The organism is Arthrobacter sp. KKT183, assembly GCF_055657625.1.
The window spans coordinates 1926507-1943384 of the sequence record NZ_CM145770.1 but is presented as its reverse complement, the minus strand read 5'-3'; the positions used below and the strand labels follow the sequence as shown (position 1 = coordinate 1943384).

Annotated in this window: 15 protein-coding genes; 13 read left to right on the top strand and 2 right to left on the bottom strand. The window is 64.5% G+C overall.

Features of this window, described 5'->3' with window-relative positions; genetic code table 11:
- Positions 1 to 111 precede the first annotated feature (111 nt).
- From pyrR to ACZ2GY_RS09185, 13 genes are all read left to right on the top strand, one after another.
- Complete coding sequence (gene pyrR, locus ACZ2GY_RS09245; RefSeq protein ID WP_471671737.1) at positions 112 to 687, top strand: bifunctional pyr operon transcriptional regulator/uracil phosphoribosyltransferase PyrR; 576 nt, start codon at positions 112 to 114, stop codon at positions 685 to 687.
- Complete coding sequence (locus ACZ2GY_RS09240; protein WP_277357313.1) at positions 684 to 1685, top strand: aspartate carbamoyltransferase catalytic subunit; 1002 nt, start codon at positions 684 to 686, stop codon at positions 1683 to 1685. The genes pyrR and ACZ2GY_RS09240 overlap by 4 nt, the downstream gene beginning before the upstream one ends.
- A complete protein-coding gene (locus ACZ2GY_RS09235) occupies positions 1682 to 3001 on the top strand; it encodes a dihydroorotase (protein WP_277357314.1) in 1320 nt (439 codons plus the stop codon). Before ACZ2GY_RS09240 ends, ACZ2GY_RS09235 begins: the two co-directional genes overlap by 4 nt.
- A 3-nt stretch (positions 3002 to 3004) precedes the next feature.
- A complete protein-coding gene (locus ACZ2GY_RS09230) occupies positions 3005 to 3535 on the top strand; it encodes a PH-like domain-containing protein (protein WP_277357315.1) in 531 nt (176 codons plus the stop codon).
- Entirely contained in the window at positions 3532 to 4776 is a 1245-nt protein-coding gene (gene carA, locus ACZ2GY_RS09225; protein WP_471671736.1) for a glutamine-hydrolyzing carbamoyl-phosphate synthase small subunit, read from the top strand. Before ACZ2GY_RS09230 ends, carA begins: the two co-directional genes overlap by 4 nt.
- The gene (carB, locus tag ACZ2GY_RS09220) at positions 4777 to 8088 is read left to right on the top strand and encodes a carbamoyl-phosphate synthase large subunit (protein ID WP_471671735.1); all 3312 of its coding nucleotides are present in this window, start codon (positions 4777 to 4779) and stop codon (positions 8086 to 8088) included.
- 1 nt (position 8089) lies between these two features.
- Complete coding sequence (pyrF, locus tag ACZ2GY_RS09215) at positions 8090 to 8938, top strand: orotidine-5'-phosphate decarboxylase (protein ID WP_346028244.1); 849 nt, start codon at positions 8090 to 8092, stop codon at positions 8936 to 8938.
- A 99-nt stretch (positions 8939 to 9037) separates the two neighbouring features.
- Positions 9038 to 9373 carry an integration host factor, actinobacterial type gene (mihF, locus tag ACZ2GY_RS09210; protein WP_277357319.1) on the top strand — a complete coding sequence of 112 codons (336 nt, stop codon included), beginning with the start codon at positions 9038 to 9040 and terminating at the stop codon, positions 9371 to 9373.
- Between the two features lie 14 nt (positions 9374 to 9387).
- A complete protein-coding gene (gene gmk / locus ACZ2GY_RS09205) occupies positions 9388 to 9957 on the top strand; it encodes a guanylate kinase (protein WP_056549449.1) in 570 nt (189 codons plus the stop codon).
- A gap of 48 nt (positions 9958 to 10005) precedes the next feature.
- The gene (gene rpoZ, locus ACZ2GY_RS09200; protein WP_026544007.1) at positions 10006 to 10266 is read left to right on the top strand and encodes a DNA-directed RNA polymerase subunit omega; all 261 of its coding nucleotides are present in this window, start codon (positions 10006 to 10008) and stop codon (positions 10264 to 10266) included.
- A gap of 30 nt (positions 10267 to 10296) precedes the next feature.
- Positions 10297 to 11535, top strand: a complete 1239-nt coding sequence (gene coaBC, locus ACZ2GY_RS09195) for a bifunctional phosphopantothenoylcysteine decarboxylase/phosphopantothenate--cysteine ligase CoaBC (protein WP_346028245.1) — start codon at positions 10297 to 10299, stop codon at positions 11533 to 11535.
- Positions 11536 to 11539: 4 nt separating this feature from the next.
- On the top strand, positions 11540 to 12754 hold the full coding sequence (metK, locus tag ACZ2GY_RS09190; protein WP_471671734.1) for a methionine adenosyltransferase: 1215 nt from the start codon (positions 11540 to 11542) through the stop codon (positions 12752 to 12754).
- A gap of 21 nt (positions 12755 to 12775) precedes the next feature.
- Positions 12776 to 14854, top strand: a complete 2079-nt coding sequence (locus ACZ2GY_RS09185) for a primosomal protein N' (protein ID WP_471671733.1) — start codon at positions 12776 to 12778, stop codon at positions 14852 to 14854.
- A 20-nt stretch (positions 14855 to 14874) separates the two neighbouring features.
- Here ACZ2GY_RS09185 and ACZ2GY_RS09180 read toward each other — a convergent pair whose 3' ends face one another.
- On the bottom strand, positions 14875 to 15999 hold the full coding sequence (locus ACZ2GY_RS09180) for a glycosyltransferase family 4 protein (RefSeq protein WP_471671732.1): 1125 nt from the start codon (positions 15997 to 15999) through the stop codon (positions 14875 to 14877).
- The gene (locus ACZ2GY_RS09175) at positions 15996 to 16877 is read right to left on the bottom strand and encodes an alpha/beta fold hydrolase (protein WP_471671731.1); all 882 of its coding nucleotides are present in this window, start codon (positions 16875 to 16877) and stop codon (positions 15996 to 15998) included. Before ACZ2GY_RS09175 ends, ACZ2GY_RS09180 begins: the two co-directional genes overlap by 4 nt.
- Between the last annotated feature and the right edge of the window lies 1 nt (position 16878).

The following is a 16878-nucleotide window of genomic DNA, read 5'->3' as shown; positions in this document are numbered from 1 at the left end:
CGTTCATACTCATCCCCACAGGATAGGCGGTGGGGCGGCTGTGATAGTTTTGAACGCGCAGCCCAACCCTTTAAAGGCCGTCCCGTGAGGCGGAGAAGGAGGACGCGTTCCATGAGTGTACCCAGCCCTCACACCGGAGGCTCCGTGTTCCGCACGGTCCTCGGTGACGCTGATATCGATCGTGCCCTGACGCGGATCGCGCACGAAATCCTCGAAGCCAACAAGGGCGCAGAAGACCTCGTACTGCTGGGCATTCCCCGCCGCGGTTTTCCCATCGCGCAAAGGCTCGCCCGCAAGATCGCGCGCACCGATCCCGCCGTGAACCCCGAGCGCATGGTCGGACGCCTCGATGTCACGATGTTTCGTGACGACCTCCGCAAGCACCCCACCCGCCCGCCCGGTCCCACAAAGCTTCCGCCTTCCGGCATCGACGACAAGGTTGTCGTGCTGGTGGATGACGTGCTCTACTCCGGCCGCACGATCCGGGCAGCGCTTGACGCAATCGTCGACGTCGGAAGACCCCGAATTGTCCGTCTGGCCGTTCTGGTGGACCGCGGGCACCGCGAGCTCCCCATTCGAGCGGATCACGTTGGAAAGAACCTTCCCACCTCCTCCGCAGAAAAAGTTCGTGTGCGGATCAGCGAAATCGATTCCGTCGACGAAGTAGTCATTGAAGGACCGGCATGAAGCACCTCCTGTCGACCGAGAACCTGACGGGAACGGAAGCTATCCGGATCCTCGACACCGCCGAAGAAATGGCGGTTGTCGGTGAGCGGGAAGTGAAGAAGCTGCCGGCGCTACGTGGACGGACCGTCGTAAATCTCTTCTTCGAGGACTCGACACGGACCCGTATCTCTTTCGAAGCCGCAGCGAAGCGGCTGTCCGCTGATGTGATCAACTTCGCTGCGAAGGGCTCCTCGGTTTCCAAGGGCGAGTCACTCAAGGACACGGCGCAGACCCTTGAGGCGATGAGTGCCGATGCCGTGGTCATCAGGCACTGGGCATCCGGGGCTCCCGCCCGGCTTGCTGCCTCGGACTGGATCGACGCCGCCGTGATCAATGCGGGCGATGGAACCCACGAGCATCCCACCCAGGCGCTGCTCGATGCCTTCACACTCCGCAGGCACTGGTCGAAGATCGCCGGACGCCCATCCCTCGGTGAAGACCTGCGGGGGCTGCGGATCGCGATTGTGGGTGACGTTCTGCACTCGCGGGTAGCCCGCTCCAACCTCTGGCTGCTCACCACCCTCGGTGCGGAGGTGACCCTCGTGGCGCCTCCGACCCTGCTGCCCGTCGGTATCGATACCTGGCCCTGCAGGGTCAGCTTCGACCTTGACGAGGTACTGGCGACCGGTCCGCACGCGGTCATGATGCTCCGGGTTCAAGGCGAGCGGATGAACGCTGCCTTCTTCCCCTCGACCCGTGAATACGCCCGCACCTGGGGCTTCGACGATGAGCGGCTGGCAGCGCTGGAGGCCTCCGCCGGCAAGGACACCATCATCATGCATCCGGGCCCCATGAACCGGGGCCTCGAGATTTCCTCAGCTGCGGCTGATTCTCCCCGTTCAACCGTGCTTGCCCAGGTGCGCAACGGCGTATCCGTCCGGATGGCCGTTCTCTACCTGCTGCTGTCGGGCGATGATTCCGCGCAGCCCACACCCGCCCAGGAGGCAATAACAGTATGAGTACCAGCTACCTGATCAAGGGCGCCACCATCGCCACGGGGGAGGCCGGTGTGGACGTACTGGTTTCAGATGGACGCATAGCTGACCGAGGGCGATCCCTTTCAGCTGCCGGCGCCGTCGTTCTTGATGCCGACGGGTTGATCCTGCTACCCGGAATGGTGGATATCCACACACACCTTCGGGAACCGGGACGCGAAGATGCGGAGACAGTGGAGTCCGGTACCCGGGCAGCTGCGCTGGGGGGCTATACAGCCGTGCACGCGATGGCCAACAGCATGCCCGTGGCAGACACCGCTGGCGTGGTTGAGCAGGTTCATGCACTTGGGAGGCGCGCCGGCTGGGTAGACGTACGTCCGGTTGGTGCTGTCACAGTCGGGCTTGCCGGGGAGAGGCTCGCGGAGCTCGGCGCGATGGCGGAGTCGCGTGCCAGGGTCAGGGTATTTTCCGACGACGGCATCTGTGTGTCAGATCCGGTGCTGATGCGGCGCGCACTGGAATACGTGAAGGCGTTCGACGGCGTAGTCGCCCAGCACGCGCAGGAGCCGAGGCTCACTGAGGGCGCACAGATGAATGAGGGCGCCGTCTCTGCAGTCCTCGGGCTGGCGGGTTGGCCGGCGGTTGCCGAGGAAAGCATTATTGCGCGTGACGTCCTGCTGGCGCAGCACGTTGGTTCACGGCTCCACGTCTGCCATGTTTCAACTGCGGGGTCGGTTGACATCATCCGATGGGCGAAACAGCGCGGCGTGAAGGTGACCGCAGAAGTCACGCCGCACCACCTGTTGCTGACCGACGAACTTGTCCGTTCCTGGGATCCCGTCTACAAGGTGAACCCGCCGCTGCGCACGAACGACGACGTCACGGCTCTCCGCGAGGCGCTGGCTGACGGAACCATCGACGTCGTCGGCACTGATCACGCGCCGCACCCCTCCGAACACAAGGAGTGCGAATGGGCGCAGGCCGCAATGGGCATGACGGGCCTGGAAACTGCTCTGTCCGTCGTGCAGCACAGCATGATCGAGACCGGACTCATGGATTGGTCGCGTTTTGCCGATGCGACGTCCATTCTCCCTGCGCGCATCGGCAGGGTGGAGACGCAGGGAAGACCGCTGGAGGTTGGCGAGATGGCAAATCTCACACTGGTGGATCCAGCAGCCCGGTGGACGGTCGATCCCCATAAGATGGCTACCAAGGGCCGTAACAGTCCCTTCGCCGGCCTTGAGTTGCCAGGCGCCGTCGTCGCAACCTTCTTCGCGGGGCATCCGACCGTGCTCGAAGGGCGGCTCAACACACCGCATCCCGATGCACAAGGGGAATGAAGCGTGGACGTAGCAACAACCGCGGTCGTCATCTCACTGATTGCGATCGTGCTGGTGGTGGGACTGATGGCCCTTGGCTGGCGCAATCGCCAGCTGCGCCAGCAGGGGCTGCAGGCTCCTGCCGGTCTTCCCGGCAATCCCGGGACACCGCTCTATGCTGCGGAAGGGCAATACGTGGTCACCACCACCGGCGGTGACTGGCTTGACCGCGTCACAGCCCATGGTTTGGGCAATAAGGCAACAGCGACCGCAGCCGTGTATGCGCACGGTCTCCTGTTTGACCGCACCGGTGATAGCGAGGTGTACATCGCCAAGGAAAATCTTTCAGACGTTCGGCTCGAGCGCGGCATGGCCGGAAAATTCGTTGAAAAGGACGGTTTGGTGGTTGTGTCATGGACCCTGGATTCCCAGACCTTTGATACCGGCTTCCGAACCCGGTATTCCGCGGACAAGACTCAGCTTCTGGCCGCAATCAGCGCACTGATTGAGGACGCTGACCCCCTCACCAACCCCACGAGCAAGGAAATACAGTGACAACACACGCGGGAGTAGCAGGCGCCGGTGCAGAGGCGGTTCTGATTCTGGAGGACGGACGTTCCTTTCGTGGACTCAGTTACGGAGCGCCCGGAACGGCTCTGGGCGAGGCAGTCTTCGCTACCGGCATGACCGGGTATCAGGAGACCATCACGGATCCCTCCTACGCGCGGCAGCTCGTAGTGCAGACGGCACCGCACATCGGCAACACCGGGGTGAACCGGGACGACGCCGAGTCCCGGCGGATCTGGGTGGCCGGCTACGTTGTGCGTGACCCGGCGAGGCGCCCCTCCAACTGGCGGTCCGAGAAAAGCCTCGATGACGAGCTGACCGAACAGGGCGTCGTCGGTATTCAGGGTGTGGATACCCGTGCCATCACCCGCCACCTGCGCGAGCGCGGCGCTATGAAGGCCGGCATCTTCTCCGGACCGGACGCCGCACGCAGTGATGCTGAGCTCCTCGCCGAGGTGAAAGGCCAGCGCAGCATGGAGGGGTTCCGGCTCGCGGAGGAAGTGAGCGCCACCGCACGCTACGTTGTGGAGCCCTCCGACCACGGTTGGGACGGCGAGCCACGGTTCACGGTTGCGGCCCTGGACCTCGGGATCAAAGCCATGACACCGAAGCACTTTGCCCAGCGCGGTGTGCGCACAGTGGTGCTGCCTGCAGATTCAACCTACGACGACGTCGTGGCCGTCGGTGCCGATGGGGTCTTCATGTCAAACGGGCCGGGGGATCCGTCAACCGCGGACGCCCAGGTTTCGCTACTGCGCCACGTTCTCGACGCGCGGATGCCGTTCTTCGGTATCTGTTTCGGCAACCAGATCCTTGGCCGGGCACTCGGTTTCGGAACGTACAAGCTGCGTTACGGGCACCGGGGGATCAATCAGCCCGTACTCGACAGGCGTACGGGCAAGGTAGAGATCACCAGCCAGAACCACGGGTTCGCGGTGGACGCACCACTCGAGGGACCGGTTACCGCCCCTGAGGAACGCTTCGGCCGCGTCGAGGTGAGCCATGTGTGCCTCAATGACGACGTCGTCGAGGGCCTCGCGTGCCTGGATCTGCCGGCGTTCTCGGTGCAGTACCACCCGGAAGCGGCTGCCGGCCCGCATGATTCCGCGTACCTGTTTGACAGGTTCATCGACTTCATGGCCGAAGCTGCCCGCTCCGGCGACGGCTCCGGCAAGCTTGATGCCTCCGAAGTCTCCAAAGCTCCCACCCCCGCGCAGGAAGAAATCTAGATGCCCCGCAGAACCGATCTCACCTCCGTCCTGGTCATCGGATCGGGGCCCATCGTCATCGGCCAGGCGGCCGAGTTCGACTATTCAGGCACCCAGGCGCTCCGCGTGTTGAAGGAGGAAGGCCTGAGGGTCATCCTGGTCAACTCCAACCCGGCAACGATCATGACCGATCCGGAGTTCGCCGACGCAACCTACGTTGAGCCGATTACGCCGGAAGTGGTCGAGAAGATCATCGCGAAGGAACGTCCGGACGCGATCCTTCCCACGCTGGGCGGCCAGACCGCGCTCAACACGGCGATCGCCCTGGACAAGAACGGCGTACTCGAGAAATACGGTGTGGAACTCATCGGCGCGAACATCGCTGCGATCGAGCTCGGCGAGGACCGCGAGAAGTTCAAGGGCGTCGTGGAGCGTTGCGGCGCGGAATCGGCCCGGTCCGCCATTATTCACTCCCTGGAGGAAGCTTTCGTTGCTGCGGAGGATCTCGGATACCCGATGGTGGTCCGCCCTTCCTTCACCATGGGTGGTCTCGGTTCCGGCCTTGCCTACACCGAGCAGGACCTGCGGCGCATTGTGGGTCAGGGCCTGCAGTACAGCCCTACCAGCGAGGTACTGCTTGAGGAGAGCATCCTCGGGTGGAAGGAATACGAGCTGGAAATGATGCGCGACAAGAAGGACAACGTCGTCGTCGTCTGTTCCATCGAGAATTTCGACCCGGTCGGGGTCCATACCGGCGACTCCATTACCGTGGCGCCGGCCCTGACACTCACCGACCGTGAGTACCAGCGCCTGCGGGACATCTCGATCGCGGTCATCCGTGAAGTGGGCGTGGACACGGGCGGTTGCAACATCCAGTTCGCGGTTGAGCCAGGTACCGGTCGCGTCGTGGTTATCGAGATGAATCCACGCGTCTCGCGGTCCTCGGCCCTGGCCTCGAAGGCCACCGGATTCGCCATCGCGAAGATCGCCACGAAGCTCTCCCTCGGGTACACGCTCGACGAAATCCCGAATGACATCACGCGCAAGACACCGGCGTCCTTCGAGCCGACACTGGACTACGTTGTGGTCAAGGTTCCCCGGTTCGCGTTCGAGAAGTTCCCCGCCGCAGATGACACGCTGACCACCACCATGAAGTCTGTCGGCGAGTCGATGGCGATGGGCCGAAATTTCACCGAAGCGCTGCAGAAGGCGCTGCGCTCCCTGGAACAAAAGGGCTCACAGCTGACCTTTGATCCGGTCAGCGAATTCGACGTCCCCGAACTGATCGAGGCGGCAAAGCGCCCGACGACGGAGCGTCTCTCCCAGGTGCAGCGGGCACTCCTCGGAGGAGCGAGCATTGAAGACCTCTATGAGGCCACCGGTATCGATCCGTGGTTTTTGGACCAGCTCGTCCTCCTCAACGAGGTGGCTGCGACCGTCCGCCTGGAAGGGATCAAGCCTGACACGCTGCGACTGGCGAAGCGGCACGGCTTCTCCGACGAGCAGATTGGCCTCCTCACGCATACGCCGGAGGCAGTGGTGCGGGGCGTACGTCATGCCCTCGACATCCGGCCGGTCTTCAAGACTGTAGATACCTGCGCAGCCGAATTCGCGGCGTACACGCCGTACCACTATTCGTCCTACGACGAAGAGGACGAGGTGGGCCTGCACGCCAAGCCGTCCATCATCATCCTGGGCTCCGGCCCGAACCGCATCGGACAGGGCATCGAATTCGACTACTCGTGCGTCCACGCGACCATGGCGCTGCGCAAGGCCGGCTATGAGACGGTGATGGTCAACTGCAATCCGGAGACCGTTTCCACGGACTACGACGTCTCCACCCGACTCTACTTCGAGCCGCTCACGCTGGAGGATGTCCTCGAAGTGATTGCCGCAGAGGAACGGACCGGCGGGGTCATGGGTGTCTTTGTGCAGCTAGGCGGCCAAACGCCGTTGAAGCTTGCCCAGGCGCTGGCCGATGCCGGCATCCCGATCCTCGGCACGTCGCCTGAGGCCATCGACCTGGCTGAGCACCGGGGTGAGTTTGCGCGGGTCCTGGCCGAGGCCGGACTGATAGCCCCGAAGAACGGTACGGCAGTCTCCTTTGAGGATGCCCGGGCCATTGCCGACGAGATCGGCTATCCGGTCCTGGTCCGGCCGTCGTACGTGCTGGGTGGACGCGGCATGGAGATCGTGTATGACGAGGCGAACCTGTCCCGCTATATCTCCAACGCGACAGAAATCACTGCGGACCATCCGGTCCTGATTGACCGGTTCCTCGAGGATGCCGTGGAGATCGACGTCGATGCGCTGTACGACGGCAAGGACCTGTACCTCGGCGGCATTATGGAGCACATCGAGGAAGCCGGCATCCACTCCGGAGACTCCGCGTGCGTGCTGCCCCCGATCACTCTGGGTACCGATGTGCTGGATCGGGTCCGGAAAGCAACCCGCGCCATTGCCGAGGGCGTCGGCGTCCGCGGTCTCATCAACATCCAGTTCGCGCTTGCAACAGATGTGCTGTACGTGCTCGAAGCCAACCCGCGCGCCTCGCGTACCGTCCCGTTCGTCTCGAAGGCCACGGGTGTCCAGATGGCGAAGGCCGCCGCGCTCATCGGCACCGGTGTCACCATCCACCAGCTGAGGACTGCCTATAAAATCCTGCCTGAAAACGGTGACGGCTCACAGCTGCCGCTATCCGCGCCGGTGTCCGTGAAGGAGGCGGTGCTTCCGTTCAGCCGCTTCCGCACGCCGGAGGGCACAGTGGTTGACTCGCTGCTGGGTCCTGAGATGCGTTCGACCGGTGAAGTCATGGGTATTGACAAGCATTTCGATACCGCCTTCGCCAAGAGCCAGGCCGCTGCCAACAACGCCCTGCCCACCCAGGGCAAAGTGTTCGTCTCCGTGGCCAACCGGGACAAGCGTTCGATCATCATGGGTGTCAAGCGACTCTCGGATCTCGGCTTCGAGATCGTCTCCACCGGCGGCACTGCCGATGTGCTGCGCCGCAATGGCATTCAGGCCACTCCTGTCCGGAAAGTCGCCGAAGGCAGCAGTGCAGAGGGCGAGGGAACCATTGCGGACCTGGTGGTCGCCGGTGAAATCGATATGGTCTTCAACACGCCCTCAGGCGGGGAGGCTCGCAGCGACGGGTACCAGCTGCGCGCTGCCGCAACCTCGATCGGCATTCCGTGCATCACCACCGTCGCTGAGTTCAACGCGGCGGTGCAGGCAATCGAGGCGCTGCGCACCTACGAGTGGTCGGTCACAAGCCTGCAGGACCACGCACGGGCTATCCGGGGCGAGACCGTTCCGGACCCGGCCGGAGCATAAGGTGACGTTCGGATCGCGGCTGGCGGCCGCCGTCGGGCGTTTCGGAAGCCTGTGCGTCGGAATCGATCCGCACCCCTCACTGCTGGCGGCGTGGGGCCTTCCCGATACCCCCGCCGGGCTGGACACTTTTTCGGAGACGGTGTTGGAGGCGGTCGCGGGAAGTGTGGCGGTCGTGAAGCCGCAGGTTGCCCTGTTCGAGAGGCACGGTTCCCGCGGAATGGCCGTCCTCGAGCGGCTGCTGAAGCACAGCACCGCGGCCGGGGTGCTGACAATCGCAGACGCCAAGCGCGGGGACATCGGATCAACCATGGCCGGCTATGCCGATGCCTGGCTCCGAGACGGGTCCGCACTGGCAGCGGACGCCCTCACCCTGAGCCCGTACCTGGGGTTCGAGTCGCTTCGCCCGGCCTTGACCGCGGCCAGTGAGACGGGTCGCGGAGTCTTTGTCCTGGCCCTCACCTCCAACCCGGAGGGCGCGTCCGTGCAGCATGTGGGCGGCGAGGACTCGGTTGCGCGCCGCATAGTCCAGGCAGCGGCTGCAGAGAACGAAGGCGGCACCCCGGGTTCGGTGGGTCTGGTGATCGGCGCGACCGCAGGGGCAGCGGTGCGTCGGCTTGGGCTCGACCTGGGCACGCTGAACGGGCCGATTCTCGCTCCCGGCGTGGGGGCGCAGGGTGCCGGGCGCCAGGAGCTTCTGGAAACCTTCGCGGGCGCCTCCGGAGTGATCCTGCCCAACTCGAGCAGGGAGATCCTTAGCTCCGGTCCCGACGCGGCACGACTTCGCCAGGCGGTCGCCACGGCGCAAAGCGCGGTGGACCTGTCCGGGGTCGCCGAGCCCGGAACGGATTGATTTTCAGTCAGCCGAGCAGATAGGTTCAGTGCAAGCCCAAACTCCAGACCCGTCACTGCCGGTGCTTGGCCGACGGTTTCAACTGCCTAGGGAGCCCGAGTGAGCCTGAAACCTCTCACCGATAGCGAACGAACACTGGCGCGGGAAAAAGCAACTGCGGCCCGGGCCGTCCGGGCGGAGCTGAAGTCCCGGCTGAAGTCGGGAGAAGTGACGGTCGATGAGGTCATCAACGGCTCTACGCATGAAGAAGCGATCGGCAGGCTTCGGGTTCTTGATTTACTCAAGGCCTTGCCCGGTGTGGGGGAGAAGCGGGCCGCGGGCATCATGGACGCAGTGGGAATCGCAGCTACCCGCAGGGTTCGCGGGCTGGGAATCCACCAGCGCAAGGCCCTCGTTGAACATTTGACGAACCACCCGGCGAACAACCGCCACTAGAGAAAGAAGTATTCGTGAATCAGCCGCGGCTGACCGTGCTTGCGGGCCCAACGGCTGTGGGCAAAGGGACTGTCTCGACCTACATCCGTGACAATTACCCGGAGGTGGAACTCTCCGTCTCGGCGACAACCCGCGCTCCCCGTCCGGGTGAGGTGGAGGGAGTTCATTATCACTTCGTGTCGCCGGAAGAGTTCGACTCCCTGGTGGAAACGGGCCAGATGCTGGAGTGGGCCGTTGTGCACGGGCGGAACCGCTATGGCACCCTGAGACGCACGGTCAATTCAGCGATGGAGGCCGGAAAATCGGTTCTCCTCGAGATTGACCTGCAGGGCGCGCGACAGGTGAAGGAGAGTATGCCGGAAGCGAATTTCGTGTTCCTCGCGCCCCCAAGCTGGGAGGAAATGGTCCGGCGGCTCATCGGCAGGGGTACCGAAACCGCCGAGGAACAACAGCAGCGCCTGGTAACCGCTAAACTGGAACTTGCTGCCGAACCGGAATTTGATCACACCGTGATCAATGACGATGTTCAGCGCGCAGCAGATGAGCTTGTTTCATTGATGGGCCTCACCGCGCACTCGCAGTAAAACGCAACGCGCAGTGGCTTTTACGGCCCAGCGACTATTGGAGATTTTGTGTCTACTCAGCCCGAAGGCATCATCAACCCGCCGATCGACTCCCTGCTCGAGGCGTCGGATTCGAAGTACGCCCTGGTGATTTACGGTGCCAAGCGTGCCCGCCAAATCAACGCCTACTACTCGCAGCTGCACGAGGGCCTGTTCGAGTACGTCGGGCCGCTTGTCGAGACCAAGCTGAATGAGAAGCCCCTGTCGATCGCCCTGCGCGAGATCAATGAGGGAATGCTCGTAGCTGCACCGGCGGAAGCGTCGGAGTAAGCGCTCCGCCGGTCAGCGAGAAGACTCGACGTGCGTATCGTCCTGGGAGTTGGAGGAGGGATCGCCGCCTACAAGGTGGCGTCCCTTCTGCGTTTGTTCACTGAAGCCGGCCATGAGGTGACGGTCATTCCCACCGATGCAGCGCAGCGCTTTGTGGGCACGGCCACCTGGGAGGCGCTGTCGGGGAACCGGGTCAGCAACGATGTGTTCGACGCCGTCGACCAGGTCCGCCATGTGCGGTTAGGCCAGGAGGCGGATCTCGTGGTCGTCGCTCCTGCAACCGCCGACCTGCTCGCCCGCGCAGCCGCCGGAATGGCGGATGACCTCCTCACGGGAACCTTGTTGGTGACCCGGGCACCGGTTGTGTACGCGCCGGCCATGCACACCGAAATGTGGCAGCATCCGGCAACCGCCGCGAACGTTGCGACGCTGAGGGCCCGTGGCGCCGTCGTTCTGGAGCCGGCGGTAGGCCGCCTGACGGGCGCGGACAGCGGACCGGGGCGGCTCCCGGAGCCTGACGACATTTTCGCTGCCGCGCTGGGGGCAGCTTCGGGCACGCCGGCCGGGGCAGCACGTCCGCTGGCCGGCCGCACGGTCACCATCACCGCAGGCGGCACCCGCGAACCGCTCGATCCGGTGCGTTTCCTTGGTAACCGGTCCTCCGGGAAGCAAGGGGTGGCGCTTGCCGCGGCCGCTCTTCAGGCGGGCGCTACCGTGCAGTTCATTGCGGCCCATCTGGAAGTGCAGCCTCCGCCCGGTGCGCAGCTCACGGTCGTGGAAACCGCCGAAGAGCTGCGGGAAGTCACGCTCAAGCTGGCGCAGCGGTCGGATGCACTGATCATGGCTGCGGCCGTTGCTGATTTCCGACCGGACACCGTCTCGGATACGAAGGTCAAAAAGCGCGACGACGGTGAGAACCCTGTGATCACGCTGATTCGTAACCCGGACATCCTCGTGGAAGTGGTGCAGCAGCGCGCAGAGCTGGAATCTCCTGCGGTGATTGTCGGATTCGCTGCCGAAACGGGCGACGACGACGCCACACCTCTTGCGCACGGACAGCAGAAACTGCAGCGCAAGGGCTGCGACCTGCTGATACTGAACAGGGTGGGTCGCTCACTGGTCTTTGGTCAGGATTCCACTGAGGTGACTATTTTGGACGCGGGCGGCGCGGAGCCGGAGACCGTGAGCGGGAGCAAGACCAGCGTTGCAGCCGTCATCCTTGCGCGGGTTGCTGCCATGCTGGGGACCTCATCCGACCAAGTAGAGTGATCACGTGAATTCACCCCATACGCCTAGCCATCCCTTGCGATTGTTCACCTCGGAATCGGTGACTGAGGGCCATCCCGACAAGATCTGTGACCAGATCAGCGACGGCATTCTGGATGCGCTGCTGGCGGCGGACCCACGGTCCCGTGTAGCGGTGGAAACCCTTGTGACCACGGGCCTGGTCCACGTGGCCGGCGAGGTGACCACCGAAGCGTACGTCGAAATCCCGGAGATCGTGCGCAAGACCATCCTGGGAATCGGCTACGACTCATCAGCGAATGGCTTCGACGGAGCGCGCTGCGGTGTGTCCGTTTCCATTGGTCAGCAGTCTCCCGAGATCGCCTCAGGCGTGTTCAGGTCGCTCGAAACACGGGAGGGTACCAGCACCGACCCCTATGATGCCCAGGGTGCAGGGGACCAGGGGATCATGTTCGGGTACGCCAGCGACGAGACGCCCGTCCTGATGCCGACGCCCATCTGGCTGGCCCACCGCTTGTCCGAGCAGCTCACCGATGTCCGGAAGAACGGCACGCTGTCCTACCTGCGCCCGGACGGCAAGACACAGGTCACAATCGGTTACGACGGCGACAGGCCGGTCAGCGTCGACTCGGTGGTCATTTCTTCTCAGCACGCCCAGGGAGTCGACCTTGGAACCCTGCGGGCTGACCTCGTGGAGCACGTGATCAACCCAGTCCTGGCAACGTCCCAGCTCGACGTTTCAAACGTCCGCCATATCCTCAACCCGGGCGGTGAATTCGTCATCGGCGGGCCGGTCGGAGACGCAGGACTGACCGGACGGAAGATCATTGTGGACACCTACGGTGGAATGGCCCGTCACGGCGGCGGTGCGTTCAGCGGCAAGGATCCGTCAAAGGTTGACCGATCGGCCGCTTACGCCACGCGCTGGGTCGCCAAGAATGTGGTGGCTGCCGGGCTTGCCCGCCGCGCGGAGATCCAGATCGCGTACGCAATCGGCATGGCGCAGCCGGTCGGCATTTACGTGGAGACCTTCGGTACCGAGCAGGTCGATCCCGCTGCAATCGGCTCGGCTATCAACGAAATTTTTGACCTCCGCCCCCTGGCGATCATCAATTCTCTTGACCTGCTCAGGCCCATCTACCAGAAGACCGCCGCGCACGGGCATTTCGGCCGCGAGGGCGAGGGGTTCAACTGGGAACTCACGGACCGCACCGACGAGCTCAAGAGCTACTTCAACGCGTAGGCAGGTATTACCTTCGAACCGATGAGTTCCGACGATGGACGGCAGCTTTCGCTGCTGCAGGGCTTCAGCGCACCGGCGGCTCCGCGCGGTACGTCCCCGGTCGCAGCCGAGTTGCCAGTCGCCCGGGTTCTGATTGATTCACCACTGCCGCATCTTGACCGTCCGTTTGATTACCTGGTTCCGGCGTTGGACGACGACGCCGCCGTCCCTGGCGCCCGGGTCAAAGTCCGCTTCGCCGGGCGGGAGCATGCGGCGTTCATCATCGAACGGCTTGCCGTCTCCGACAGCCCGGCACGTTTGCTGCCGCTGGCCAGGGTGGTGTCTGCGCATCCGGTGGCGACCCCTGAAATCCTGGCACTTGCAGCCGCCGTGGCGGCCCGTTACGCCGGCTCCGTCAGCGATGTCCTTCGATCAGCAGTGCCTCCGCGGGTGGCCCGCGTGGAGAAGGAGTTCACAGTTGACGGGACGGTTCCCCCCGATGTGCCCGCACAGGCCGGTCAGCCCTCTGTGTACGACCGGTACGTCAACGGCACGTCGTTCCTGGCACGATTGACCGAAGGTGAGAGTCCGCGCGCGGTACTGACGACACTCGGAGGCTACGGGCCGGCCGGGTGGCCGGCGGAAATGGCTGAAGCGGTACATGCAGTGTGGGCGGCGGGGCGTGGCGCCGTCGTCGTTGTTCCTGACCAGCGGGACCTCGGCCGTGTTGAAGAGGCACTTCGTGCGCGCATCGGTGCGGATGAGTTCGTCCGGCTTACCGCCGAAGACGGCCCCACCCCCCGGTACCGCAACTTCCTCAAACTCCTGCATGGACAGGTCAGAGTGGCGGTGGGTACGCGGTCCGCCGCCTATGCACCTGTGCGGAACCTGGGGCTCGTGTGCCTCTGGGACGACAATGATGAGTCACACAGTGAACCACGCGCCCCTTACCAGCACGCCCGCGAGGTGCTGCTGCTGCGCAGTGAACTGCAAGGTTGCGGACTGCTGATTGCTTCAGCCTCCCGAAGCGTCGAGGCCCAGCGGCTGATCGACAGCGGCTGGGCACAGTCCCTTACCGCTGATCGTCCGGCCGTGCGTCGGCTCGCTCCGCGGGTCCTTCACTCGGCCGATACTTTTCACACCGACCGCGAACCGCTGACGCACCAGGTCCGGATTCCTCCGGTGGCCTGGCGCGCCGCCAGGGATGGGCTGCAGCGCGGGCCTGTCCTGATCCAGGTTGCGCGCACGGGATTCTCACCTGCCCTGGCCTGCCAGGACTGCCGGGAACCCGCCCGCTGTCAGCACTGCGCCGGTCCGCTGGCGCAGTCCGGCCGGGGCTCGGTTGTCGCGTGCCGCTGGTGTGGACGGCCTGATCACGCCTGGCGTTGCCCAACATGTTCGGGCGGCCGGCTCCGCTCCACCGTCAGCGGCGCTGCGCGAACCGCCGAGGAACTGGGCCGGGCGTTCCCCGGCGCCGTCGTCGTTTCCTCGTCCGGCGATCATATTCTCGATGCGGTGGATGATTCGCCCCGAGTGGTGGTGGCAACCCCGGGTGCCGAACCTGTGGCGGCTTCGGGCTACGCCGCCGTGGTCCTGTTGGACGGGAACGCGCTTCTGGGCAGGGAGTCCCTGCGTGCGCTGGAGAGTACCCTCCAGCGCTGGTTCAACGCTGCGGTGCTCGCCCGTCCTGCCTCGGCAGGCGGTGTGGTGGTTGTCACCGCGGATGACGACGTCGCTGCCGGCCACCTGGTCCGTTGGGATCCTGCCGGTGCTGCGGCGCGTGAGCTCGAACTGCGCACTGAACTGGGGCTGCCGCCGGCCGTGCGATACGCAGCGCTGACCGGTTCCCTGGAGTCACTGGCGGCCTTCCTTGAAGGAGTGGACCTGCCGCCATCGTGCAGGGTTGTCGGTCCAACGGCAGTGCGCGCCGCAGCGGGTCCGGCAGGCCCGGAGAAACCGGGCCAACAGTCAGCGGCGGGCTCGCACCGTACTCTGGTGTTCTTCCGGTACCGCGATGCCGCAGAGGTCGTCGGCGCGTTACGGGCGCGCCGGGTTTCGCTCTCGGCCAGGCGGACCTCCGAACCTGTCCACGTTCGGATCGATCCTGTCGGGGCACTCTAGCGCCTCAGTGCTCCAGCCAGTCACCGCTGCCGAGCCCGTGAACGTCGTCGCCCACCGCCTGCGGGTTCGTCGTGGAGCCCTGCTGCTTCTTCAAGTGCGGCGAGGAGTGACTCAGCCGAGGTGTCCCAGGAATAGTTAAGGGCCTGTTCCCGACCGGCATCGGACGCGCTCTTCCAACGCAGCGGATCATCAAGCGCCCGGATGGCACTGGTGAACTCTTCGGGTGAATCCGGCTGCACGTACAACGCCGCTGTTCCTCCTACCTCGCGGAATATGGGCGTATCAGCAGCGACAACGGGGGTACCCACCGCCATGGCTTCGATGACGGGAAGTCCGTAACCCTCAGCCCGGGAGAGCGTCACGAGGGCAGTGGCAGAGCGCAGCAACTGATCGTAGTCCCGGTCGCTGACGCCATTGTGAAAGACCACTGTTGCTCCGGCGGGTACAAGCCTTTCGAGCTCCGCCCGCCGATCAGGCGTAATCCTGCTCAGCAGATGAAGCGTGTAGTCGGGCAGGCCTGCCATCCCGGCCAGCAGGGTCTCCACGTTCTTGTAGGGCATGAAGGATCCCATGTAGAGCAGCGACTTGTCCGGAGCCGGTTCCGGTGACCGCGGTACGGCACCTGATTGGGGGGCATTGCCAATTATCCGGATCGGGCGCCGCGTCAGCCGGTGCGTCTCCATCAGGGCACGGGTGGTCGCCGAGATGGTGGCAACGACGTCGGCCCGGTTCAGAAGCATCCGCTGCGGCCAGTAGGCCAGATGGTACAGCCGCCACAGAACCCGGACCGGTAGGGGCAGAAAGCCCGGCGGCGTGCGGTTCTGGTAGTAGACGAGATCGTGAAGCGTGAGCACCAGCGGGTAACGGCGCCCGAACGAGCCCATGGTCTGCATCGGGCAGAACACGGCGTCCGGCTCCAGGCGGTTGATGCGCCAGGAGACGAACAGTTCGGCGGGGGAGAGCGGGCTGTTGATCATCACGTGCGGAACGTCCGGTAGCAGGGCCAATTGCCGACGGTCATGAACCAACATGGTTACCTCGGCGTCCGGCCGATGTGCGAGCGCTTCAATGAGGCTGGCTCCATAGCGGCTGATGCCGTCGTGGTGGTCGGTGCGGGTGAACCTGGCATCGATCAGGATTTTCATCGGGTCCTCGACTCTACGAAATCGGCGATGTGGCCGGCCGCGGCATCAGGCGCTTCGTAATGGACGAGGTGACCCACCTCCGGAAGCACCACGAGTGTGGAGTCCGGCATCAGCGCCGCAAGCTCCTGCTGCGTCTGCACCGTCCCGAGGTCATCCCTCTCAGCGGCGATCAGGAGCACCGGAAGTTGCAATCGGCGGGCGCTGTCCCGGACAGTCGCGCTGATGGACGCTGTGAATGCCTGCAGGACAACCTCCCGGGAGGCAAACGCACTGAAATAGGCGCGGTGCTGCGCGTGAATCCACCGCCGCAGCGGGCGGTCCCGGGTTTTAGCCATCAGCTCGCTCATGGCACGCACGATGATGCGGTTGCGCAGCACTGCCTGTCCCGCCTGCTCGGGAAGAGCTGCGCCAAGGCGGTAGTACAGCTCCGCCAGGCGGGTGGCAATCCGACTGGACCCTTCGAGGGCTGGAGCGCTGATCGGGTTGATGAGGACCAACGCGCTGAAGGCGCCGGGAGCGTCTGCCGCGGCCCTGGCCGCGATGATGGACCCGAAGGAGTGACCCACCAGCACCGTCTGGGGACCGAGGGCAAGCCGGTCCATACTGCTCCGGACAAACGCAGCGTACGCCGCGACGTCGTGCGTCCCGTCCAGGGGCTCGGACTGACCGAAGCCCGGGAGGTCCGGCGCAAGAACGCGGTAGGCCGGAAGCGCTTCGATGATCCGCAGCAGTCCGTGGTGGTCGCCGCGGAATCCGTGCACCATGAAGATCGCAGGCGCGTCCGGCGCCGCTCCTTCCGGCGGAAAGTCCCAGAAACGCCGCAAGCCGCCGTTCAGGTGAAGTGACCGCACCGTGGCAGCGCGATTCAATACCACCATC